Origin of the sequence: Phenylobacterium sp. (assembly GCF_019636135.1) — a bacterium.
GTDB lineage: Bacteria > Pseudomonadota > Alphaproteobacteria > Caulobacterales > Caulobacteraceae > Phenylobacterium.
The window spans coordinates 43,460-65,427 of sequence record NZ_JAHBYD010000007.1; the positions used below are offsets into that span (position 1 = coordinate 43,460).

Sequence of the window (21,968 nt, forward strand, 5' to 3'; positions counted from 1 at the left end):
ATGATCCCGGTCCGCGGATTCGAGGGGAAGACCGTCGCCGTGTTCGGCCTGGCCCGCACGGGCCTGGCGGCCGCGCGCGCCCTCGAAGCCGGCCACGCCAGGGTCGCGCTCTGGGACGACAACCCCAGGACCCGCGCCGCCGTCGAGACCGAAGGCTTCAGGCTCACCGACCTGACGAGCGCCGACTGGTCCGGCTTCGCCGCGCTCATGCTGTCGCCGGGCGTCCCGCTCACGCATCCGAAGCCGCACTGGACGGTGGCGAAGGCCAGGGACAGCGGCGTCGAGATCCTGGGCGACATCGAGCTCTTCGCTCGAACCGTGAACGCGGCGCCGGAACACAAGCGGCCGAAGGTCGTCGCCATCACCGGCACCAACGGCAAGTCCACGACCACGGCGCTCATCGGCCATGTCTGCGCCGAGGCCGGCCGCGACGTCCGCGTCGGCGGCAACATCGGCGCCGGCGTCCTCGGCCTGGAGGACATGCACGGCGGCGCGGTCTATGTGCTGGAGCTGTCGTCCTACCAGCTCGACCTGACGTCTTCGCTGAAGGCCGACGTCACCGTCATCCTCAACATCTCGCCCGACCACCTGGAGCGGCACGGCGACATGGAGGGCTATGTCGCGGCCAAGAAGCGGATCCTCGCCAACCAGGGCAAGGGCGACACCGCCGTCATCGGCGTGGACGACGCCTGGGGCCAGCAGATCTGCACCGAGATCACCGCCGCCAACCGCCGCACCATCGTGCCGGTCAGCGCCAGCAAGGCCATGAGCCGCGGCGTCTACGTGCTGGACGGCCTGCTCTACGACGCCTCGGGCGAGCGCACGGTGGAGGTCGCCGACCTGAAGCGGGCCCGCTCGCTGCCCGGCCGCCACAACTGGCAGAACGCCGCCGCCGCCTTCGCCGCCGCCAAGGGCCTGGGCGTGGACCCGGGCGTGGCCGCCCGCGCGCTCATGACCTTCCCGGGCCTCGCGCACCGGATGGAGACCGTGGGCGTGGTGGGCAAGGTCCGCTTCGTCAACGACAGCAAGGCCACCAACGCCGACGCCGCGCGCCAGGCGCTGTCGTCCTATCCGCAGGTCTACTGGATCGCCGGCGGCCAGCCGAAGTCGGGCGGCATCGACGACCTCGCCGACCTCTTCCCGCGGGTGATCAAGGCCTACCTGGTGGGCGAGGCCGCGCCGGCCTTCGAGCAGACGCTGAAGGGCAAGGCCGCCACCGTCCAGTGCGGCACGATCCCGGCCGCCGCCGAGGCGGCCTTCCGGGACGCCGACGCCAGCGGCAAGGACGCGATCGTCCTGCTCTCGCCGGCCTGCGCCTCGTTCGACCAGTTCGCCGACTTCGAGCAGCGGGGCGAGGCCTTCCGCGCCGCCGTCGCACGGCGCTGCCCGAGTTCAGGATCGCGCCATGACCACCACGACGCCGAACAGCCACAGCCACGCCCACGCCTTCCCGCGCTCCGACCGCTCGCCGCTGGGCGTCTGGTGGTGGACGGTCGACCGCTGGATGCTGGGGGTCGTCGCGATCCTGATCGGCGTCGGCGTGGTGATCTCGTTCGCCGCCAGCCCGGCGGCGGCCATGCGCATGAACATCGGCGACCCGTTCCACTTCGCGGTCCGCCAGTGCGTCTTCGCCGCCGGCGCCATCGCCATCCTGATCAGCGTCTCGATGCTGGACGTGAAGGGCATCCGCCGGGCCGCCTTCTTCATCTGGATCGCCGCCATCGCGGTGATGATCGCGCTGCCGTTCATTGGTCACAACGCCAAGGGCGCGACCCGCTGGATCGAGTTCGGCGGCTTCACCTTCCAGCCGTCGGAATACATGAAGCCGGCGCTGGTGATCCTGGTCGCCTGGATGTTCGCCGAGGGGCAGAAGGGGCAGGGCGTGCCCGGCGTCTCCATCGCCTTCGGCCTGTTCGCCGTCTCGGTGGGCCTCTTGCTGATCCAGCCCGACGTGGGCCAGACCGTGCTGATCACCGTGGCCTTCGGCGCGGCCTTCTGGATGGCGGGCGTGCCGATCTCCTGGGTGATGGGGCTGGGCGCCGTCGCCGTCGCGGGGCTCAGTTCCACCTACTTCCTGTTCCCCCACGTGCAGAGCCGGGTGGACCGGTTCTTCTCGCCCGAGAAGGCCGACACCCACCAGGTCGACGCCGCCGCCGTGGCCCAGGCGGCCGGGGGCCTCTTCGGCCGCGGCCCCGGCGAGGGCGTCATGAAGCGCAAGGTGCCCGACCTGCACACCGACTTCGCCTATTCGGTGGGGGCTGAGGAGTTCGGCCTGCTGTTCTCCATCGTCATCGTCTCGCTGTTCGCCTTCGTGGTGGTGCGCGGCCTCATGCGCGCCATGAAGCTGAACGATCCCTTCGAACAGGTGGCCGCCGCGGCGCTGTTCGTGCTCGTCGGCCAGCAGGCGATCATCAACCTGGCGGTGAACCTCAACATGATGCCGACCAAGGGCATGACGCTGCCCTTCATCAGCTACGGCGGCTCCTCGATGCTGGCGAGCGGCCTGACCATGGGCCTCGCCCTGGCCCTCACCCGTCGCCGGCCCGGCGCCTATGTCCCGACCGAGGGGCTGGCCAAGGCGGGGACGTTCAATTGAGGCGGGGACGCACATCCTGCTTCCCTCCCCGCAAGGGGGAGGGGCTCTGGCGGGCGATCGCCCATGCGTAGGATCGCCGTCGTCGCCGCCGGGGGCACCGGCGGGCACCTGTTCCCCGCCCAGGCGCTGGCCGAGGCCCTGATCGCGCGGGGCTGGGGCATCGTGCTGGCCTCCGACGAGCGGGTGGCGGGCCTGGCCCAGGACTTCCCGGCCGAGCGCCGCATCGGCCTCTCGGCGGCGACATTCCGGCGCGGCGACCCCATCGGCATGCTCCGCGCGGGCTTCGCCGTCTCCCGCGGCGTGCTGCAGGCGCGCGCCGTGTTCCGCGAGATCGGGCCGCAGGTGGTGGTGGGCTTCGGCGGCTATCCTTCGGCGCCGGCCCTGGTCGCTGCGATCCTCGACCGCCGCCCGACCGTGATCCACGAGCAGAACGCGGTCATGGGCCGCGCCAACCGCGTGCTGGCCCCGCACGTCCGCACCGTCGCCTGCGCCTTCCCGACGCTGAAGAAGGCCCCCGGGAAGGTGGCCGGCCGCGCCCAGGTGGTGGGCAACCCCGTGCGCCCGCCGATCCGCGCGCTCTTCGACCTGCCCTACATGCCGCCCGAGCCCAACGGCCCCGTCCGCCTGCTCGTCACCGGCGGCAGCCAGGGCGCGCGCCTGCTGTCGGAACTTGTCCCCGAGGCGATCAAGGCGCTGCCCGAAGACCTGCGCAAACGGCTGCAGATCGTCCAGCAGACCCGCGCCGAGAGCATGAACACGGCGCGGCGCGCCTACCGCGACGCCCTGGTCGACGCCGAGATCGCCCCCTTCTTCCGCGATATCGCCAGCCGCCTGCGCGACGCCCACCTGGTCATCGGCCGCTCGGGCGCCGGCACCGTCTGCGAGTTCGCCGTCGCGGGTAAGCCGGCCATCCTCGTCCCCCTCGCCATCGCGCTCGACGACGACCAGGGCCAGAACGCGAAGCTCCTCGCCGACGCCGGCGGCGCCGAGATCGCCCGCGAGGCCCAGCTCACCGTCGAGAGCCTCGCCTCGGCGCTGACGGTGCTGCTGAACAACCCCGCCCGCCTCGCCAGGATGGCCGCCGCCAGCCGCAGCGTCGCCATCCCCGACGCCGCCGAACGCCTAGCCGACGTGGTGGAGCGGACGGCGGCCGGGTAGCCGTCGCGATCAGCGCCACCTGATCCCGGCGATGGCGCAGTAGGTCAGGGACACCGGCAGAGTGAGCGCGGCGGCGAGCAGTGCGAACATCGGTCGATACATCCACTCGACGCCCATGAGCAGACCGAAGGGCGCTGCGCTCAACGCGAAGAGCAAGACGACGATGCCTGCGCGCAGAGGCGCCTTCGTCAGCAGGCGCAGCGCCGTAGCCAGCGCGCCCACGAGAGCCGAGGCCGCGTAGGCGTACAACGCCACGGTCGTAAGGAGGTCGGGGAAGTACTTTTCAAGGTGCCCGGGCGCCTGCAGATAGCCGGTGTGCCGGACCAGATCGAGCAGGACGAGCGTCGCGGGCGCCAGCAAGGCCGCCGCCAGGGTGCGGCCGGGACGTTCGCGGATCGGGCCGAGGTTGGCCGCAGGAACGCCGGCGACGAGACAGTAGGTTATCGAGACCGGCAGTGACGAGATCGCGAAGAGCAAGGCTCCGAACGATCGTTGCCCGGCGTTGCGCGCGGCGAGGATTCCCAGGGCCGCCGCGCTGAGCGCCAGGAGCAGAACGACGACTTCCGCGCGGTGCGGCGGCTTGAGCACCCGCGCCGCCGCCCAGGACAGCCCTCCGGCTGCCGCCGACCCGCCATACGCAAGCAAGACGAGTACGAACAGGCGAGGGAAAGAACCCCTCGAGATGGGCGGGGATGTCGCGATCGCGTCACCCACGGCACAGATCATGACGAGCGCGGCGGGGGCCACCAGCAGGCCGGCGACCCGACGACGAACCTGAGTGGTCTCGCTCACGTCCGTCATTCGCGCGATCCCCGACCAGCACGGAACTGCACCACGGAAGACCTGCCGGACGCAAGAACGAACCGCCAACTCATCGCCGTGCCGGTCCCATGGTCGAACGCCACACCGTCACTGGCCCTTCCGTTCCTTGAAAGCCCCAATCGTTGTGTACGACTCCGCCGTCCTGCCCACCATTTCGCGACCGGGGAGATGCCGCAGACACTGTGCCGGGACGACCATTCGGGAGTGGTGAATAGATGCCGACGTGATGACCGTTCGAGATGACATCCCCAGGCTGGGGAGGGTCGTTGACCGCCATGTAACCCGGAATCTTTGACGACGGATTTCCCCAGTCTTTCGCCACTGGAATTCCGCCTCCGGTCATTCGTCCAGCAGGGGAGCCACCTGCGCCCAGAGCGTCCCATACGAACTGATTGCACTTGAATTCGCCGATACCCCTGCCGCTTCGCGGCAACTGGTCCGTCAACCGCCCGCGGGCTTCGGGGGCGGGGTCAATCCATCCATATCCCCCTCGACCAACTCGACCTTCCGCCCATCGCGCCACCGGATTCGTCGATCTCGGCGTCTCGGGAGGTTGGCCACCGAACGCGCTGTAGTGCAGACCTTCGACGGCTCTGCCGGCGTCGGCGATCTGGCGGTCGATCTCAGATTGCACCTCCGCCTGGAGGCGGCGGACGGCTTCGCCGCCCTCCTGCATCATCCTGCGTGACGCTTCCTGAGCCGGCGTCAGCCCTCGTGTGGCCGCGGTCTCGCGATCGTTGACGGTCTGCCTCGCTTGGCGGCGGATCTCTTCAAGCTCTTCGGGCGTCATGCGCATGCGGGCGGCCCAATACGGATCGCGGTCGCGCGTCTCCTGCGGCATCTCGTTCTCCTGGAAAGGACGACCACGCGCGGGGCGCGCAGCCGTGCAATGCGGCAGAGCCGCAAAAGGATCGGGGGTTGATCAGGTGTCCTCGCGAGCGCGAGACCTTCAGCATGCAGACCATCTCACGGGCCGAGTCTGAAGTCAAGAACAAAAAGTGAACATAAACTCTGGACCGGCGCCCGGTTGATCCCTGCGCGAAGCGGGCGAGTTCCGATGCGCCTGCCTCGCGGCAAGAGGGACGATGCCAGGGACTGCGCGCGCCTGGAGCCGGCGAGCCGCCCGCCCCTCCGATCCGCGCTGGCGCCGGGCCGGTATTCCGCGAATTCCACGGTCGCTCCTTTGGAGGACGCCGCTTCGCGGCCTCCACTTCCGCTCGCCGGGGAAGCGTCCTAGGACTCCGCGGATGACGACCCGCCGCCCTGTCCCCTTCGAAATCGGTCCCGTGCATTTCATCGGCATCGGGGGCATCGGCATGAGCGGGATCGCCGAGATCATGATGCGCACCGGCTACACGGTGCAGGGCTCGGACGCGAAGGCCAGCGCCAACACCGAGCGGCTGGAGAAGCTGGGCGCGAAGATCTTCGTGGGCCACGACCCGGCGAACGTCGAAGGCGCCTACGCCGTCGTCTATTCCACCGCCGTGAAGGCCGACAATCCCGAGATGGTGGCCGCGCGCGAGAAGCGGTTGCCGCTGGTGCGCCGCGCCGAGATGCTGGCCGAGCTGATGCGGCTCCAGTTCTCGGTGGCGGTCGGCGGCACGCACGGCAAGACCACCACCACCTCGATGATCGCCTCGCTGCTGGACGCCGGCGGCCTGGACCCCACGGTGGTCAACGGCGGCATCATCAACACCTACGGCGCCAACGCCAAGGTGGGGACCGGCGACTGGATCGTGGTCGAGGCCGACGAGAGCGACGGCACGTTCCTCAAGCTGAAGTCCACTTGCGCCGTGGTCACCAACATCGATCCCGAGCACCTGGACCACTACGGCGACTTCGAAGCGGTGAAGAAGGCCTTCCGCGACTTCGTGGAGAACATCCCCTTCTACGGCTTCGCGGCGGTCTGCACCGACCACGCCGAGGTCCAGGCCATGGCCGCGCGCGTCGAGAACCGCCGCCTGGTGACCTACGGCGTGAACCCCCAGGCCGAGGTGCGCGCCGAGAACATCACCATGGGCCCCGACGGCGCTCACTACGACGTGGTGATCCGACCCCACGACGGCGAGCCGGTCAGCTTCGCCGACCTGCACCTGCCCATGCCGGGCCACCACAACGTGCTGAACTCGCTGGCGGCCGTGGCCGTGGCGCGCGAGCTGGGCCTGGACGAGGCCGCCGTCCGCAAGGGCCTGAAGGAGTTCGGCGGCGTGCGGCGGCGCTTCACCACCACCGGCGTGGCGAACGGGGTCCGCGTGGTCGACGACTACGGCCACCATCCGGTGGAGATCGCCTCGGTGCTGAAGGCCGCCCGGGCGGTGACCGAGGGCAAGGTGATCGCGGTGGTCCAGCCGCACCGCTACACCCGCCTGCGCGACCTGTTCGAGGACTTCTGCGCCTGCTTCGCCGACGCCGACACGGTGATCGTGGCCGACGTCTACCCGGCCGGCGAGGCGCCGATCGAGGGCGCCAGCAAGGACGGCCTCGTCACGGGCCTGCGCCGCTTCGGCCACCGCCGCGTCCTGCCGCTGGGCTCGCCCGCCGAGCTGGCGGGGCTGGTGCATGAGGAGGCGAAGGCAGGCGACCTCGTCGTCCTGCTCGGCGCGGGCGACATCACCGCCTGGGCCTACGCACTGCCCGGCGAGCTGGAAGCGCTGGGGGCGGCGGAATGAGAGCGGGGGCCCTGCGCTCCCCTCCCCCTTGCGGGGAGGGGCCGGGGGTGGGGGTGCGTCCCTTGCGCGCCGGCGGCGACACCCCCACCCCAACCCCTCCCCGCAAGGGGGAGGGGCTCCTATGAGCGACTGGCGCGACGATCTCCCCGCCGTGTGCGGCAAGCTGCTGAGGGACGAGCCGCTCGGGCCGTTCACATGGTTCCGCGTGGGCGGGGCGGCCGAACTGCTGTTCCTGCCCGCCGACGCCGACGACCTCGCCGCGTTCCTGAGGGGCCTGCCCGCCGAGGTTCCGGTCACCGTCCTGGGCGTCGGCTCCAACGTCATCGTCCGCGACGGCGGCGTGCCCGGCGCGGTGATCCGCCTCGCGGGCCGCGCCTTCGCCCAGGTCGCCGTCGAGGGCGACACGATCACCGCCGGCTCGGCCGCCCTCGACGCCGCGGTCGCCCGCGCCGCCGCCAAGGCCGGCCTCGCGGGGCTGGAGTTCTACGCCGGCATCCCGGGCACGATCGGCGGCGCCCTGACCATGAACGCCGGCTGCTATGGCGCCGAGACCAAGGACGTCCTCGTCTCCGCCTGGGGCTACGACCGCGCCGGACGGCGCCGCGAACTGCGGCTCGCCGACTTCGGCTACGCCTACCGCCACTCCGAGGCGCCGGCCGACATCGTCTGGGTCGAGGCCGCCTACCGCGGCCGCCCCGACGACCCCGCCGCCGTCCAGGCCCGCATCGACGAGATCACCGCGCGCCGCGAAATCACGCAGCCGATCCGCGAGAAGACCGGCGGCTCCACGTTCAAGAACCCGCCGGGCCATTCGTCCTGGAAACTTGTTGATGAGGCGGGATGGCGTGGAAAGCTGTACGGTGGCGCCATGTTCTCGCCGCTGCACGCGAACTTCATGATCAACACCGGGACGGCGACCGCCGCCGACCTGGAGGGCCTGGGCGAGGCCGTGCGGGCCGACGTGAAGGCGAAGACGGGCGTCGATCTCCACTGGGAGATCAAGCGGATCGGGAGGACCTGAGGTGGCCGGGGCGGCGCTCATCCTGGTGCGGCACGGCCGGCCGGCGATCGACCCCGCCACGCCGTCGACGACCTGGCCGCTGTGCCCCGAGGGCCGCGAAGGCTGCACGAAGCTGGCCGAGCGCGTCGCCGCCTATGCGCCCACCGCCGTCATCTCCAGCCCCGAACCCAAGGCGTTGCAGACGGCGCGGATCATCGGCGACCGCGTGGGCCTCGCGGTCGAGACCGACGCCGGTCTGCACGAGCACAAGCGCCAGCAGCTCTCGTTCGGTTCGGAACAGGCCTTCCGCGAACGCATCGCGGCGGTGTTCGACAAGCCGTCCGAGCCGGTGGGCGGCGTCGAGACCGCCCATGCCGCCGCCGAGCGCCTCGCCGCCACGCTGGCCCGCCACGAAGGCGCCCCGCTGGTCGCCGTCACCCACGGCACCATCCTCAGCGTCTACCTGGGCGAGAAGCTGAACTGCGACGCCCACGACCTCTGGCGTAGCCTCCACATGCCCGACGCCTTCGTCCTGGATGCGGATGGGCGTTTGATCGAGCGGATCAGCTAGTTCCTTCAATTTGAACGTCATCCCGCGGCTTGTCCGCGGGACCCATACGCGCCGACGGTGCAGAAGAGGCGCTGCGGCGACGCTGCTGGCCACCACGCTCTCACGTGTTCATGGGTCCCGCGGACAAGCCGCGGGATGACGCTCGGGGAGAAGGCGAAACGTTAAGCTGCCGTCCCCAGCGCCTTCTCCGTCGGCACCAGGCGCGCGCTGGCTGTGGCCCGCGCCACCACCACGCCCGACAGGTCCGTCAGCTTGCCCTCCAGGAAGGCGATGCTCTTGCCGGCGTGGATCACCTGGCCCTCGCCGTAGAGCGCGCCGGGCCGCGCAGGCGCCAGGTAGCTCACGTGCATGTCGATGGTCGGCGTGAAGACCCGGCCCTCCCCGTAGATGAACATCGCCGGGCCCATGGTGTCGTCCAGCATGGCCGCCAGGAAGCCGCCCTGGATGAACCCCGCCGGGTTGGTGAACTCGGGCCGGGCCTCGAAGCGGATGCGGATCCAGCCGTCGGTGGGCCGCGCCTCCACGATCTCCCAGCCCAGCAGCTCGGCGCAGGGCGGGCGGGGCAATCCATCGAGGGCGTGCGGGACGGGCATGGGAGCTCCATTTCGTCTCCACATCCTGCCGACATCCTGCTGACAGCATGGCGGCAGCAGCGGGGTTGACGCGACTCTCCGCCGGTGGGACCGCGGAGGCATGCGCATTCTCCCCTCGATAGCTCTCGCCGCGGCGCTGGCCGCCGCCGTTCCGGCCGCCGCCGCGCCCTCGTCGGATATGGGCGACCTCTCCGCGGGGGCCGCCGCCGTGCGCGACAAGGCGCTGACCGACTCCACCGCGTGGGACGTGACCGAGTCGCTGACCTCCGAGGTGGGCGCCCGGATGGTCGGGTCTCCGGCCATGACGCGGGCCAGGGACTGGGGCGTCGCCAAGCTGAAGGCGCTCGGCTTCGAGAACATCAGGGTCGAGCCCTTCGCCACGCCCGCCTGGTCGCGGGGGCCTGAGTCCGCCGAGGTGGTCGACCCGTGGCCGCAGAAGCTGGCGATCCTCGGCCTGGGCGGCTCGTCGCCCACGCCGGCCGGCGGCATCACCGCGCCGATCGCCGTGTTCCGCAGCTACCAGGCGATGCTGGACCAGCCGCCGGGCGCGCTCGCCGGCAAGATCGCCGTCGTCACCCAGGCCATGGGCCGCACCCAGGACGGCTCCAGCTACGGCGCCGTTGGCGTCCAGCGCCGCAGCGGCGCGGCCGAGGCGGCCCGGCGCGGCGCCATCGGCTACCTCGTCCGCTCGCTCTCCACCGACGACACCCGCCTGCCGCACACCGGCGCCGGGACGCCGGGCGGCATCCCGGCCGCGGCGCTGTCGCCGCCCGACGCCGAGTTGCTGGAGCGCCTCGCCGCCCGTGGCCAGCCGGTGACCGTGAAGCTCGACATGCAGTCGTCGGTGAACCCCGCCGCCCAGGCCTGGAACATCTCGGGCGAGATCCGCGGCGGGGAGAAGCCCGACGAGATCCTGATCGTCGGCGGCCACCTCGATAGCTGGGATCCCGGCACGGGCGCCATCGACGACGCGGCCGGCATCGCCATCGCCACAGCCTCGGCCAGGCTGGTGGCCCAGCAGGGCCGGCCGAAGCGCACCATCCGCGTCGTCATGTGGGGTTCGGAAGAGCAGGGCGGCTCGTCGGGCGCCTACCTCGCCGCCCACCGCGACGAGCTCGGCAAGATGGTCGTCGCCGGCGAGAGCGACGGCGGCGCCGGCCGCATCTGGAGCCTGAGCCTGCCGCGGATCGGGGCCGACCATCCGGCGATGACGGCGTTCAAGGCGTCCCTGCCCAGGCTGAACGTCACCGTCAGCCGCGCCGCGCCGTCCGGCGGCGGCGCGGACATCTCGGGGCTCATCGCCAACGGCGTCCCGTTCGTCGACTTCAACCAGGACATGAGCCGCTACTTCGACCTGCACCACTCGGCCGACGACACCCTCGACAAGATCGACCCGGCGGCGCTGGCCCAGAACGTGGCGGTCTGGGCGGCCTTCCTCTACACGGTCGCCAATTCCGACATCGACTTCCGGGCCAGGCCCGCGACGGAGGCCAAATGAGCCAGCCGCTTTCAGGACATCACGTCGCCTGCCTGATGGGCGGCCTCTCCTCCGAGCGTGAGGTCAGCCTCGTCTCCGGCCGCGCGTGCGCCGACGCGCTGGAGCGCCTGGGCGCCCGGGTCAGCCGCGTCGACGCCGGCCGCGACCTGGCCCAGGTGCTGGCCAAGCTCCAGCCCGACGTCTGCTTCAACGCGCTGCACGGCGCCTGGGGCGAAGACGGCTGCGTCCAGGGCGTGCTGGAGACCCTGGGCGTGCCCTACACCCACTGCGGCGTGCTGGCCTCGGCGCTGGCCATGGACAAGGCCAAGGCCAAGGCGGTGCTGGCCGCGGCCGGGGTGGAAGTGCCTGGCGGCGGGCTCTTCGATCGCCACGCGGCGGCCCGCGACCACGTCATGCCGCCGCCCTATGTGGTGAAGCCGAACGCGGAGGGCTCCTCGGTCGGCGTCTTCCTCGTCTTCGACGGCGCGAATCGCCCGCCGCAGGAGATCGTCGCCCCCGGCTGGACCTTCGGCGAGGAGGTGATGATCGAGCCCTACATCCGCGGCCTGGAGCTCGCCGTCGGCGTCATGGACGGCAAGGCCATGACCGTGACCGAAATCGTGCCGCGCACGGGCTTTTATGACTACGAGGCCAAGTACGGCGAGGGCGGCTCCGAGCACGTCGTGCCGGCGAGAATTCCGCCACACGCCATTGAGAAGGCGAAGAAACTCTCCGAGATGGCCCACGCCGCGCTGGGTTGCCGGGGCGTTACCAGGTCGGACCTTCGTTATGACGACATTAACGATGTTCTGGTCCTTCTGGAGGTCAACACCCAGCCGGGGATGACGCCCACCTCGCTCGTACCCGAGCAGGCCGCGGCGGGCGGGGTGGAGTTCGACCGGCTGGTGCTGTGGATCGTGGAGGACGCTTATGCCCGCGGCGGTGCGGGGGGGATCGCGAGTCGCGAGCCGGGGTAAGAGCCCCGCAGCTCCCGCCAAGGCCCAGGCCCGGGCAAGGGGCGGGAAGCGGGCGGAGGCCAACGGGACGGCAAGGGTTTCTCCGAAGCAGATCCTGCTCATCGCCGCCGGCGTTCTCACCGCCGCGCTGGCCGCCACCCTGGCCACCGGCGGCCGCGGCCAGATGCTGGCGAGCGCGGTCGGGATGGGCGTCGACGGCAAGTTCGGCGAGGCGGGCTTCCGCCTGAAGACGGTCCACGTCCAGGGCGCGTCTGCGCTCGCCACCGCCGACATCGTCAAGGCCGCCGCGGTCTACAGGGACCAGCCGTTGCTGGGCCTGAACCTCGACGACCTCAAGGCCCGCGTCGAGCACGTCGGCTGGGTGAAGGAGGCCCGCGTCGTACGCCTCCTGCCCGACACCCTGATGATCGCGGTCAAGGAGCGCCGCCAGCTCGCCGTCTGGCAGCACGGCGGGCGCAGCGTCGTCATCGACGAGCAGGGCGAGGTGATCCGCGAGGCCGATCCGGCGCGCTTCGCCAGCCTGCCGCTGGTGGTCGGCGCCGGCGGCGCCCGGCACGCGGGCGAGATCCTGCCCGTCATCGCCCAGCGGCCGAAGCTGATGGGCCGCCTGGAAGCCCTGGTCCGCGTCGACGACCGCCGCTGGGACCTGCGCCTCAAGGACGGCTCGCTGATCCAGCTCCCCGCCGTCGAGGAGGAGGCTGCGCTCCTCCAGCTCGAACAACTCGACCTGCGCTCGCGCATCCTCGAGCTCGGGTTCGAGCGCATCGACCTGCGCAATCCCGACATGGTGGCGGTGCGGCCTCGCGCCGTCGTCCCCGCCGCGCCCGGCGTCCCCGTCGCCGAGGGCGTGTAACGACCGTCATCCAGTAGAGCCGCCGCCCGATGTTGAAGACGATGGACCGCCCCGAAGCCAAGGCCGCCGCGAAGAAGGCGGACAAGAAGGAGACCGCCCGCAAGGACGGGCGCGACGGCCTCAAGGCCGCGCTCGCGCCGCCCAGGCTGGTCGCCGCCGTCGACCTCGGCGCCGCCAAGGTGGCCTGCTTCATCATGAAGCCCGACGGGGTGCGGCGCGGCGATCGCACGCTCACCACCTGCGGCGTCGGCTACGTCCAGTCGCGCGGCATCCGCGGCGGCGCCATCGTCAACCTCGACGAGGCGTCGGCGGCCATCGCCCAGGCGGTCGAGCGCGCCGAGAACGTGGCCGGGGTCAACGTCCAGGGGGTCACCATCGCCACCGCCGGCGGCCAGCTCACCTCCAGCCGCGTGCAGGGCCGCGTCTCCATCGGCGCGCGCCCGATCTCGGACAACGACCTCGTGCGCGCCATCCAGAATGCGCTCGCCCAGATCAAGCTGCCGGGCCGCCGCGCCATCCACATCCTGCCTATCGCCTGGGCCGTGGACGGGCAGGGCGGCGTGCGCGACCCGCGCGCCATGTTCGGCAAGTGGCTGGGCGTCGAGCTGCTGGTCGTCTCGGTGGCCGAGACGGTCTTCAACACCCTGGGCGCCTGCGTCGAGCGCGCCCACCTCCAGCTCGAGGGCGTCGTCGCCGCCCCCTTCGTCTCGGCCATGGCCGCGCTGGAGGAGGACGAGATGGACCTGGGCTCGATCTGCATCGACATGGGCGGCGGCTCCACCTCGGCCTCGGTCTTCCGCGGCGGCTCCCTGGTCCACGTCGAGACCGTGCCCGTGGGCGGCCAGCACGTGACCCAGGACATCGCCCGCGGCCTCTCCACCTCCATCGCCGGCGCCGAGCGCATCAAGACCCTGCACGGCAGCGCCATCGCCTCGGCCAACGAGGATCGTGAGATGATCGAGGCCCCGCCCCGCGGCGACGACCCCGGCGCGGGCCCGGTCGTCGCCCCGCGCAGCCTGCTGAAGGGCATCATCGCCCCGCGCGTCGAAGAGACCCTGGAACTCCTGCGCGACCGCCTGAAGGCCGCCGGCGCCCCGGTCGAGCCGGGCGCGGGCATCGTGCTGACCGGCGGCGCCAGCCAGCTCGCCGGGGTCCGCGAGGTCGCCGTCCGCGTGTTCGACCGCCCGGTCCGCCTGGGCCGCCCCCGCCGCGTCCCCCACCTCGCCGACGCCGCGTCCGGCCCTGCCTTCACCGCCTGCGCCGGCATCCTGCACCGCGCCGCCTTCGGCCCCCGCGAGGCCGTGTCGACCAAGCAGCTCTCGTCGGCCAAGCTCCAGCGCGCCCCGCTGGACCCCCGCGCCAACCCTGTCGCCAAAGCCGCCGCCTGGCTCCGCGACAACCTCTGAGCTCCTCCGACGCCGCCCATGGCCCACAGGTCTCGCGGATGTGGTAGATTATGACTATGGTTATGGTCGTAATTCGGAGGCCGCGATGACGGTATACAGCGTAGCGGACGCCAAGAGCGGCCTGCCCCGCCTGATCGACCGCGCCCTGGAAGGCGAGGAGGTGATCATCTCCCGGCACGGCAAGGCGGTGGCCGAGCTGCGGCCGCTCACGCCCGCGTCACGCAGGGCGCCGCCGGCCACCTACGCCTGGCTGAAGGCCCGCCGCCAGGGTCGCAAGGGCGTCGGCCTGAGCTCGGTGGAGCTGCTGCGCCAACTGTACGAAGACGCCGAAGCGTGACCGCCTACCTCGACGCAAGCGCCATCCTGCCGACCCTCATCGAGGAGGCCGCGAGCCCCGCCGTCGATGCGTTCATCGCCGGCGCCGACGAGCGTCTCGTGATCAGCGAGTTCGCCGCCGCGGAGGTCGCCTCGGCGCTGTCGCGCCTGGTCCGGACCGGTACCCTGGAGCGGGACGATGCGGCGGCGCGGCTCGCCGACTTCGACGCCTGGCGCGCCGCCGCCGCGGACGGCCTCGACCTGCAGGCCTCGGACGTCCGGCTCGCCAGCGTCTTCGTCCGGCGCTTCGACCTCATGCTACGCGCCCCGGACGCCCTCCACGCCGCGGCATGCCGGCGCGAAGACCTGCTGCTGGTGACGATGGACAGGCGACTGGCCAAGGCCGCCGAGGACCTGGGCGTCCGCACCCGCCTTCTGGCCGCCGACGCGGGTTAGGCGGCGACACCTCGGCGCCGGATCGCCGCGCCGGCGCCGACGAAGCCAAGCAGCATCAGCCGACGCGCGCCGATCCGCCCTTCGCGCGGTGGCGCCATCCCGGGCGGATGGGCTATCTGCGGCGCATGGATCTGCTGCACATACGCACCTCGGGCGGCGTCTTCGGCTTCGTGGGCCAGGTGCATACCGGCCGCCGCCGGCCGGCGCTGGTGGCGATCAACGGGGCCTTTCCGACCAAGGACCACCTGCACGACCTCGTCACCGAATTCCGGGGCGTCAACGTGCTCGTCGCCTATATGCCCGGGATGGGTCCGCCCTGGAGCGCGTTCACCGAATCCGACCCCGGAGGGCCGACCTTGCCGGGCATGACCCAGGGCCTGGGCGAGGCGATCCAGCGCCTGGTGGGCGACTGCCCGCTGGTGGTGTTCGGCTCGTCGACCGGAAACCTGCTGGCGCTCGGCCTCACGCTCCCGACGGTCACCCGCGTGATCGCCAGCGAGCCGTTCTTCCGCACCGGGCGCCTGGAACCCTTCATCGCCTTCGCCCGCCAATGCCTGGCCGAACTCCCGCCGGGCACCGGCGAGGAGGCTTTCCTCGCGACGCTGTTCGGCATCCACGCCGACGGCCGCCTGGAGGACCGGGACTACCGCCATCTCGCGGCCGGCATCGGCGTCCCCACCGACGTCGTCGTCGGAGCGCGGCTCGACGGCTGGCGCGGCGAGGGGGCGGCCTGGCCGTCGCTGACCTCGGCGGAAGACCGCGCGCTGCTGCAGGCCAACCCGAACGTGACCCTCCACGTCGTGGGCGAGCGGACGGGCCATACGGTCGCCGTCTCAGGCGCCGGGAAGGAACTGGTGCGCCAGCTCATCTACAAGGGCCTGGTCGAGGCCTCGGCGCGGTGCTGACGCCGGCGGCGCGGCGACTTCGCTATGCCGACGCCAGAGCGTCGCGCGCCGCGCTCGCGATCTCCAGCGAGCGGATGCGCCGGGCCTGGTCGAAGATCTGCGCGGTGACGATGATCTCGTCCGGGCGGTGGTCGGCCACGAACCGCGCCAGCCCGGCGCGCACGGTCTCCGGCCCGCCCACCACGGCCTTGGAGAGCGGCGAGCCGGCCGCCACCGTGGCGGCCAGACGCCCGTCCGCGTCGTCGATCGGCGGGGGCAGCGGCCCGGGCTGGCCCCGGTGCAGGTTCACGAACGCCTGCTGCAACGAGGTGAACAGGAACCGCGCCTCCGCGTCGGTCTCGCCCGCCACCAGGTTCAGCCCCAGCATCAGGTGCGGCCGCTCGCCGTAGGGCGAGGGCGCGAACTGCCGCCGGTAGATCCCGGCCGCCTCGTCCAGCATCGCCGGCGCGAAGTGCGAGGCGAAGGCGAACGGCAGGCCCAGCGCCGCGGCCAGTTGCGCGCCGTAGAGGCTCGACCCCAGGATCCACACGGGCACCTTCGAGCCGCTGCCCGGAACCGCGCGCACCGCCTGGCCGGGCTGTGGGTCGTCCAGCAACGCTATCAGCTCCAGCACGTCCTGAGGGAACTGGTCCACGCCGCCGGCCAGGTTGCGCCGCAGCGCCCGCGCCGTGATCTGGTCCGTCCCCGGCGCGCGGCCCACGCCCAGGTCCACCCGCCCGGGATACAGCGCCTCCAGCGTGCCGAACTGCTCGGCGATGATCAGCGGCGCGTGGTTGGGCAGCATCACCCCGCCCGCGCCCAGCCGGATCGTCTCGGTCCCGTCGCCCACGAAGGCCAGCGCCGTCGACGTCGCCGCGCTCGCGATCCCGGTCATGTTGTGGTGCTCGGCCAGCCAGTAGCGCCGGAAGCCCAGCCGCTCGGCCGCCCGCGCCAGCTCGCGGCTCGCGCGCAGCGACTGACCGGGGCCGCCGCCCTGCACGATGGGCGAAAGGTCGAGAACGGAAAGCGGGATCATGCGCGCCATATAGGACGCCGCCCGCGCCTCTCCCAGGCGCGATCGGGTGAGGCGGCGGGCGGACTTGACGCTCGCCACGGCGGGGCCGGGTCAGTCGGACGCGGCGTTACTGTTGATTCGCGGGACGTTCCTTGGTGGGACCCTGGAAAATCCTGTTCGGCAAAGCTCGATCGGCTTCCGACTCAATGTATGCGGTTAACACTCGATTAAGGGTGTCGGCGCGTACTTAACGCATCGTTACCTCCGGGTGCGCCGGGCGAGGGGTGTCAGGCGCGCTAGACCGCAAAAATTGGGGAAGGACGAAGCGTCCCATGACCATCTCTCTGTCCGCGCCGAAGGCCACCGAGCTGAAGCCCCGGATCGTCGTGTTCGGTATCGGCGGCGCCGGTGGCAACGCGGTCAACAACATGATCGAGGCGGGCCTCGAGGGCGTCGAGTTCGTGGTCGGCAACACCGACGCCCAGCAGCTCCAGTTCGCCAAGACCGAGCGGCGCATCCAGCTCGGCGTGCAGGTGACGCAGGGGCTGGGCGCCGGCGCGCACCCGGAAGTCGGCATGAGCGCGGCCGAGGAGAGCATTCCGGAGATCGGCGAGCACCTGGACGGCGCGCACATGGTGTTCATCACCGCCGGCATGGGCGGCGGCACCGGCACCGGCGCGGCCCCGATCATCGCCAAGTGCGCCCGCGAGCGCGGCATCCTGACCGTGGGCGTGGTCACCAAGCCCTTCCACTTCGAAGGCCGCCACCGCATGCGCCTGGCCGACGCCGGCATCAGCGAGCTGCAGCGCTACGTCGACACCCTGATCGTCATCCCGAACCAGAATCTGTTCCGCGTGGCCAACGAGCGGACGACCTTCGCCGAGGCCTTCGGCATGGCCGACCAGGTCCTGCATTCGGGCGTGCGCTCGATCACCGACCTGATGGTGCTGCCGGGCCTGATCAACCTCGACTTCGCCGACGTCCGCACGGTGATGACCGAGATGGGCAAGGCGATGATGGGCACGGGCGAGGCCACGGGCGAGGACCGCGCCCTGATGGCCGCCCAGAACGCCATCCAGAACCCGCTGCTGGACGAGGTTTCGCTGAAGGGCGCCAAGGCCGTGCTGGTGAACGTCACCGGCGGCCTCGACATGACCCTGCTGGAGGTCGACGAGGCGGCCAACGCCATCTCGGAGCAGGTCGACCCGGAGGCCAACATCATCTTCGGCGCCGCGTTCGACCCGACGCTCGAAGGCAAGGTCCGGGTCTCGGTGGTGGCCACCGGCATGGACGGCGCCTCCATCGCCGCCATCGAACCCAAGATCGAACGCCGCTCGCTGCAGGTCGAGCCCCTGCGCGCATCGGTGACGCCGAAGGCTGAACCGGCCCTCGAAGACGCCCCCGCTCTGGAGCCGGCCGCCGCGGTGGCCGCCTTCGAGGCCGAGCTGACCCGCGAGGAAGAGCAGCCCGACATCTTCGCAGCGCCCGTGGCTGCGGAGGTGTCGCCCGCCGCCGCGCCTGTGACCCGGATCGTCGATCCGGCCGCGGCGGAGGAGGGTGACGACGCGCCGCTGTTCGCCGAGCCGGTCTTCGAAGCCCGCAAGCCTCGCGGCGGGTTCCTGTCGATCTTCGGCGGCCGGCCGCGCTACGACGCCCCGACCCCGGCGCCGCTGGCCCGTGACGCGGCCCCGCCCGCGCCGCGTCCGGTCGCCACGCCGGCGCCGGTCCGCGGCGGCGCCCAGCCGCTGGAGGCCCAGGCGCCCGAGGATGTCGCGGACCAGAACGAGGATCTGGAGATTCCGTCCTTCCTGCGGCGGCTGGCCAACTAGCGCCGTTATCGGGGTCGGAAAAACTCCACGAAATCGTCACCCCGCGGCGTGACCCGGACTGCTAGAACCTCCCGGAGCCCACCTCCGGGAGGTTTCCATATGAACGCCAGCCGCATCATCTGGGTCGCGCCGCTCGCCGACGGCTGGGCGGTGCTGGCCGCGGGCATCGAGCCCCTCGTCTTCCGCTCCGGCGCCCGCGCCGAGGCCCAGGCCAAGCGCCTGGCCGCCGTGCTTGCGCAACTCGGCCGCGGGGTGCAGGTCCGCGTCCTCGACCGCGCCCGGAATCTGGTCGGGACCCAGCTCTACCCGGCGGTGTGAGGCGTTCGCCACACCTGTCGCGAACCTGCGGATCCGGGCTCCGGCCCACGGGCGACGCGATGACGCGAAAGCTGCGTGGAATCAGTCGGTTGTCGCCCGCTCTTGTTCAGGTTCCGTGAGCCGAAACACTGTGAAACACGAAGTGCTTTGCTGCGGTGCATCAAGCGGCTTAGCTGCGCGTTGGGGGCAAGGTGCGGTCGTGCGCCGCAGCATTGCAGGAAGGTCCGCCTTGGCCGCGTTCCAACACACCGTCAGGTCGCCGGCGCTGTTCGCCGGGATCGGCGTCCATACCGGGGAATACACCCGCGTCTCCGTGCGCCCGGCCGCCGCCAACAGCGGCGTCGTCTTCGTGCGCACCGACGTCAAGGATCGCGACAACGTCGTCCCGGTGTCGGGCGAGGCGGTCTGCAAGACCCAGCTCGGCACGGTGATCGCCAACGATGCCGGCGTGACGGTCTCCACCATCGAGCACCTGATGGCGGCCCTGGTCATGCTGGGCGTCGACAACGCCGTGGTCGAGGTCGACGGGCCCGAGATGCCGATCATGGACGGCTCGTCGCTGCCGTTCGTGCGCGTGCTGGACCGCGCCGGCCTGCGCCCCCAGGAGGCGCCGCGCGCCTTCATCGAGATCCTCGACACGATCGAGGCGGTCGAGGGCGACAAGCGTGCGACGCTGACGCCCGCCGACGGCTTCGAGATGGCCTTCACCATCGAATTCCCCACCGCCGCAATCGGCCGCCAGACGGTGGACCTGGCGATGGACGAGGCCGCCTTCCGCACGGAACTGGCCGACTGCCGCACCTTCGGCTTCCTGCACGAGGTGGAGGCCTTGCGCGCCATGGGCCTGGCCCGTGGCGGCACGATGGAGAACTGCGTCGTCATCGACGGCGACGTGATCCTGAACCCCGAGGGCCTGCGCCGCCCGGACGAGTTCGTGCGGCACAAGGCGCTGGACGCCATCGGCGACCTCTACGTCCTGGGCGCGCCCATCCTGGGCCGCTTCGAGGGCGTCTGCGCGGGCCACGGCCTGAACAACGCCCTCGTCCGCGCGCTGCTGGCGCGCCCCGAGGCGTGGCGCATGACCACGCTGGTCGAGGACCTGCGCGAAGCCGTCTGACCTCCCCTGCGCAGCGGGGGAGGGGGACCGTTCGCCGAGCGTCGCGAAGAGCGAATGGTGGAGGGGGCGGAAGCCGCCTCCGGGTCCAGCCGCGCCCCTTCCACCATCGGCTCTTCGGCCGATGGTCCCCCTTCCCCGTGAACGGGGAAGGTAGAAGTTGCGAACCGTTCGCAATCGTCGTCTAATCCCGGCAGGGAGGACGCTTCCATGCCTGACGACGCCTCGGCGCGGACCGCCACCGAGCAACTCGATGCGCTGTACCTGAAGCCGCACAAGTTCACGGTCGCCAAGGACATCGGCTGGGTCGACCCGCACGGTCGCCGCTTCATCGGGCTCTCGCCCTTCGTGGCGCTGGCCACCGTCGGCGCGAACGGCGGCCTCGACGTCTCGCCGCGGGGCGGCGGCGCCGGGTTCGTGCGCGTGGCGGAAGATGGCAGGAGCCTGCTGCTTCCGGACCGGCCCGGAAACAACCGGCTGGATTCGCTGCGCAATATCGCGGAGGGCTCGGGCGAGGTCGGGCTCATGTTCATGATCCCGGGCGTCGACGACATCTATCGCGTGAACGGCTCGGCCCGGCTCGTGGTCGACGACGAGCTCGCCAGGACGTTCGAGGAGTTCGGCAAGGTCCCCAAGAGCCTCATCCGCGTCGAGGTCCGCGAGGCCTATCTCCACTGTCCGCGCGCCCTGATGCGCTCCGACCTCTGGGGCGACAGCCACCGCGTGGACCGCTCGATCCTGCCGTCGCTCTCGGAGATGGTCTCGGACCAGCTCAGCCTGCCCAAGCCCGAGGCGACCCACGAGCAGCAGGTCGAGAGCCTCCGGCAGGGCCTCTGACGCCCGGAGCCTGCGACCCCGCCGCCGTTTGCGCGCCACAGTCGGTAGTGTAGATACCGACTCTCTCGCGTGGGGGCCCGCGCCGGACTTGAGGTGAAGGTGTACTTGGTTCGCAAATCCAGCCGGGTTGTTCTCGTGGCCGCGGCTTGCGCCCTGGCCCTGTCCGCCTGCGCCAACAACAAGAAGAACAAGCCGCGGCTGGCCTACGAAGAGCGCCCCGTCGAGCTGCTCTACGCCACCGGCGCCAACCGGCTGGATCGCCGCCAGTGGGCCCAGGCGGTCGCCTACTTCCAGGAAGTGGAGCGCCAGCATCCGTATTCGGAATGGTCGCGCCGCTCGATCCTGATGCAGGCCTACGCCCACTACGAGTCGAACGACTACGCCGAGGCGATCGGCGACGCCGACCGCTTCATCCAGCTCTATCCGGGCAACCCGACCGCGGCCTATGCGCACTACATCAAGGCCATCTGCTACTTCGAGCAGATCGTCGACGTGAACCGCGACCAGGCGGCGACCGGCCAGGCGCTCGAAAGCCTCCGCGACGTGGTCCAGCGCTATCCGCGCACCGAGTACGCCTCGGACGCGCGCCTGAAGATCGACATGGTCAACGACCAGTTGGCCGGCAAGGACATGACCATCGGCCGCTGGTACCTGCGCAACGGCGATACGCTGGCGGCGGTGAACCGCTTCAAGACCGTGGTCGACCGCTACCAGACCACCACCCACACGCCCGAGGCGCTCTACCGCCTGGTCGAGAGCTACCTCACCCTGGGCCTCCTGGAGGAAGCCAAGCGGAACGGCGCGGTGCTCGGCTTCAACTACCCGGGCGACCCCTGGTACAACGACGCCTACAAGCTGCTGACGTCCAAGGGCCTCAGGCCCGCGATCGAGCCCAAGGCGGGCGGGCGCGGGTTCATGCGGCTGCCCTTCACCAAGGACAAGCAGCAGACGGTGAAACCCCCGACGGCGGCCGCCGCGCCCGAGGCGACCACCGAGGCCACGGCGACGGAAGCTGCACCGGCGCCGGCCCGGACCGCGTCGGCCGAGGCGCCCAGGAAGAAGAAGGGGTTCCGGCTCC

The 21,968-nt window shown here is 71.3% G+C and carries 20 protein-coding genes and 2 pseudogenes; 18 read left to right on the plus strand and 4 right to left on the minus strand.

The features are described 5' to 3' along the window. The 3 genes and pseudogenes from murD to murG form a co-directional block, all read left to right on the plus strand. Positions 1 to 1,374, plus strand: a pseudogene (gene murD / locus KF737_RS06640) (UDP-N-acetylmuramoyl-L-alanine--D-glutamate ligase); the annotation flags it as partial. Between the two features lie 31 nt (positions 1,375 to 1,405). Continuing rightward, on the plus strand, positions 1,406 to 2,596 hold the full coding sequence (locus KF737_RS06645) for a putative peptidoglycan glycosyltransferase FtsW (RefSeq protein WP_296451871.1): 1,191 nt from the start codon (positions 1,406 to 1,408) through the stop codon (positions 2,594 to 2,596). A 63-nt stretch (positions 2,597 to 2,659) separates the two neighbouring features. After that, entirely contained in the window at positions 2,660 to 3,754 is a 1,095-nt protein-coding gene (gene murG / locus KF737_RS06650; RefSeq protein WP_296451874.1) for an undecaprenyldiphospho-muramoylpentapeptide beta-N-acetylglucosaminyltransferase, read from the plus strand. 9 nt (positions 3,755 to 3,763) lie between these two features. Here murG and KF737_RS06655 read toward each other — a convergent pair whose 3' ends face one another. Further along, positions 3,764 to 4,555, minus strand: coding sequence for a hypothetical protein (locus KF737_RS06655; RefSeq protein WP_296451879.1), 792 nt, complete (start codon positions 4,553 to 4,555; stop codon positions 3,764 to 3,766). Between the two features lie 70 nt (positions 4,556 to 4,625). Then, positions 4,626 to 5,417, minus strand: coding sequence for a hypothetical protein (locus KF737_RS06660; protein WP_296451882.1), 792 nt, complete (start codon positions 5,415 to 5,417; stop codon positions 4,626 to 4,628). 406 nt (positions 5,418 to 5,823) lie between these two features. Here KF737_RS06660 and murC point away from each other — a divergent pair, with 406 nt between their 5' ends. The 3 genes from murC (at position 5,824) to KF737_RS06675 (ending at position 8,816) form a co-directional block, all read left to right on the plus strand. Beyond that, complete coding sequence (gene murC / locus KF737_RS06665; protein WP_296451885.1) at positions 5,824 to 7,245, plus strand: UDP-N-acetylmuramate--L-alanine ligase; 1,422 nt, start codon at positions 5,824 to 5,826, stop codon at positions 7,243 to 7,245. A 121-nt stretch (positions 7,246 to 7,366) separates the two neighbouring features. Further along, complete coding sequence (gene murB / locus KF737_RS06670) at positions 7,367 to 8,266, plus strand: UDP-N-acetylmuramate dehydrogenase (protein WP_296451889.1); 900 nt, start codon at positions 7,367 to 7,369, stop codon at positions 8,264 to 8,266. Position 8,267: 1 nt separating this feature from the next. After that, positions 8,268 to 8,816, plus strand: coding sequence for a histidine phosphatase family protein (locus KF737_RS06675; RefSeq protein ID WP_296451892.1), 549 nt, complete (start codon positions 8,268 to 8,270; stop codon positions 8,814 to 8,816). A gap of 161 nt (positions 8,817 to 8,977) precedes the next feature. Here the strand turns inward: KF737_RS06675 and KF737_RS06680 are convergent, their stop codons facing one another. Continuing rightward, positions 8,978 to 9,409, minus strand: coding sequence for a PaaI family thioesterase (locus KF737_RS06680; protein ID WP_296451895.1), 432 nt, complete (start codon positions 9,407 to 9,409; stop codon positions 8,978 to 8,980). Positions 9,410 to 9,509: 100 nt separating this feature from the next. On the opposite strand from KF737_RS06680, the gene KF737_RS06685 reads away from it, so the two are divergent. The 7 genes from KF737_RS06685 (at position 9,510) to KF737_RS06715 (ending at position 15,798) form a co-directional block, all read left to right on the plus strand. Beyond that, the gene (locus tag KF737_RS06685) at positions 9,510 to 10,907 is read left to right on the plus strand and encodes a M20/M25/M40 family metallo-hydrolase (protein WP_296451898.1); all 1,398 of its coding nucleotides are present in this window, start codon (positions 9,510 to 9,512) and stop codon (positions 10,905 to 10,907) included. Further along, the gene (locus tag KF737_RS06690; protein WP_296451901.1) at positions 10,904 to 11,863 is read left to right on the plus strand and encodes a D-alanine--D-alanine ligase; all 960 of its coding nucleotides are present in this window, start codon (positions 10,904 to 10,906) and stop codon (positions 11,861 to 11,863) included. Before KF737_RS06685 ends, KF737_RS06690 begins: the two co-directional genes overlap by 4 nt. Next, positions 11,817 to 12,716: a cell division protein FtsQ/DivIB gene (locus KF737_RS06695; protein WP_296451904.1), complete on the plus strand. Its 900-nt coding sequence runs from the start codon at positions 11,817 to 11,819 to the stop codon at positions 12,714 to 12,716. Before KF737_RS06690 ends, KF737_RS06695 begins: the two co-directional genes overlap by 47 nt. Before the next feature lie 41 nt (positions 12,717 to 12,757). Then, positions 12,758 to 14,122, plus strand: coding sequence for a cell division protein FtsA (ftsA, locus tag KF737_RS06700; RefSeq protein ID WP_296451905.1), 1,365 nt, complete (start codon positions 12,758 to 12,760; stop codon positions 14,120 to 14,122). An 85-nt stretch (positions 14,123 to 14,207) separates the two neighbouring features. After that, entirely contained in the window at positions 14,208 to 14,459 is a 252-nt protein-coding gene (locus KF737_RS06705) for a type II toxin-antitoxin system Phd/YefM family antitoxin (protein WP_296451908.1), read from the plus strand. After that, positions 14,456 to 14,893, plus strand: a complete 438-nt coding sequence (locus KF737_RS06710) for a type II toxin-antitoxin system VapC family toxin (protein WP_296451911.1) — start codon at positions 14,456 to 14,458, stop codon at positions 14,891 to 14,893. The genes KF737_RS06705 and KF737_RS06710 overlap by 4 nt, the downstream gene beginning before the upstream one ends. 125 nt (positions 14,894 to 15,018) lie before the next feature. Then, entirely contained in the window at positions 15,019 to 15,798 is a 780-nt protein-coding gene (locus KF737_RS06715; RefSeq protein ID WP_296451914.1) for a hypothetical protein, read from the plus strand. 22 nt (positions 15,799 to 15,820) lie between these two features. Here the strand turns inward: KF737_RS06715 and KF737_RS06720 are convergent, their stop codons facing one another. After that, a complete protein-coding gene (locus KF737_RS06720; protein ID WP_296451916.1) occupies positions 15,821 to 16,813 on the minus strand; it encodes an LLM class flavin-dependent oxidoreductase in 993 nt (330 codons plus the stop codon). Between the two features lie 311 nt (positions 16,814 to 17,124). Between KF737_RS06720 and ftsZ the strand changes: the two genes are divergently transcribed. From ftsZ to KF737_RS06745, 5 genes and pseudogenes are all read left to right on the plus strand, one after another. After that, positions 17,125 to 18,621 carry a cell division protein FtsZ gene (gene ftsZ, locus KF737_RS06725; protein WP_296451920.1) on the plus strand — a complete coding sequence of 499 codons (1,497 nt, stop codon included), beginning with the start codon at positions 17,125 to 17,127 and terminating at the stop codon, positions 18,619 to 18,621. Positions 18,622 to 18,720: 99 nt separating this feature from the next. After that, complete coding sequence (locus KF737_RS06730; protein ID WP_296451923.1) at positions 18,721 to 18,939, plus strand: hypothetical protein; 219 nt, start codon at positions 18,721 to 18,723, stop codon at positions 18,937 to 18,939. 229 nt (positions 18,940 to 19,168) lie between these two features. Then, on the plus strand, positions 19,169 to 20,056 hold the full coding sequence (gene lpxC, locus KF737_RS06735) for a UDP-3-O-acyl-N-acetylglucosamine deacetylase (protein WP_296451924.1): 888 nt from the start codon (positions 19,169 to 19,171) through the stop codon (positions 20,054 to 20,056). A gap of 207 nt (positions 20,057 to 20,263) precedes the next feature. Further along, positions 20,264 to 20,890, plus strand: coding sequence for an MSMEG_1061 family FMN-dependent PPOX-type flavoprotein (locus tag KF737_RS06740; protein ID WP_296451926.1), 627 nt, complete (start codon positions 20,264 to 20,266; stop codon positions 20,888 to 20,890). Positions 20,891 to 21,025: 135 nt separating this feature from the next. Then, a pseudogene (locus KF737_RS06745) lies at positions 21,026 to 21,853 on the plus strand (outer membrane protein assembly factor BamD); the annotation flags it as partial. Positions 21,854 to 21,968 lie beyond the last annotated feature (115 nt).

Bases quoted from the DNA above. Each gene is read 5' to 3' on its own strand.
- KF737_RS06645 (WP_296451871.1), top strand. From the start codon at position 1,406: ATGACCACCACGACGCCGAACAGCCACAGCCACGCCCACGCCTTCCCG.
- murG (WP_296451874.1), top strand. From the start codon at position 2,660: ATGCGTAGGATCGCCGTCGTCGCCGCCGGGGGCACCGGCGGGCACCTG.
- KF737_RS06655 (WP_296451879.1), bottom strand. From the start codon at position 4,555: ATGACGGACGTGAGCGAGACCACTCAGGTTCGTCGTCGGGTCGCCGGC.
- KF737_RS06660 (WP_296451882.1), bottom strand. From the start codon at position 5,417: ATGCCGCAGGAGACGCGCGACCGCGATCCGTATTGGGCCGCCCGCATG.
- murC (WP_296451885.1), top strand. From the start codon at position 5,824: ATGACGACCCGCCGCCCTGTCCCCTTCGAAATCGGTCCCGTGCATTTC.
- murB (WP_296451889.1), top strand. From the start codon at position 7,367: ATGAGCGACTGGCGCGACGATCTCCCCGCCGTGTGCGGCAAGCTGCTG.
- KF737_RS06680 (WP_296451895.1), bottom strand. From the start codon at position 9,409: ATGCCCGTCCCGCACGCCCTCGATGGATTGCCCCGCCCGCCCTGCGCC.
- KF737_RS06685 (WP_296451898.1), top strand. From the start codon at position 9,510: ATGCGCATTCTCCCCTCGATAGCTCTCGCCGCGGCGCTGGCCGCCGCC.
- KF737_RS06690 (WP_296451901.1), top strand. From the start codon at position 10,904: ATGAGCCAGCCGCTTTCAGGACATCACGTCGCCTGCCTGATGGGCGGC.
- KF737_RS06695 (WP_296451904.1), top strand. From the start codon at position 11,817: ATGCCCGCGGCGGTGCGGGGGGGATCGCGAGTCGCGAGCCGGGGTAAG.
- ftsA (WP_296451905.1), top strand. From the start codon at position 12,758: ATGGACCGCCCCGAAGCCAAGGCCGCCGCGAAGAAGGCGGACAAGAAG.
- KF737_RS06705 (WP_296451908.1), top strand. From the start codon at position 14,208: ATGACGGTATACAGCGTAGCGGACGCCAAGAGCGGCCTGCCCCGCCTG.
- KF737_RS06715 (WP_296451914.1), top strand. From the start codon at position 15,019: ATGGATCTGCTGCACATACGCACCTCGGGCGGCGTCTTCGGCTTCGTG.
- KF737_RS06720 (WP_296451916.1), bottom strand. From the start codon at position 16,813: ATGATCCCGCTTTCCGTTCTCGACCTTTCGCCCATCGTGCAGGGCGGC.
- ftsZ (WP_296451920.1), top strand. From the start codon at position 17,125: ATGACCATCTCTCTGTCCGCGCCGAAGGCCACCGAGCTGAAGCCCCGG.
- KF737_RS06730 (WP_296451923.1), top strand. From the start codon at position 18,721: ATGAACGCCAGCCGCATCATCTGGGTCGCGCCGCTCGCCGACGGCTGG.
- KF737_RS06740 (WP_296451926.1), top strand. From the start codon at position 20,264: ATGCCTGACGACGCCTCGGCGCGGACCGCCACCGAGCAACTCGATGCG.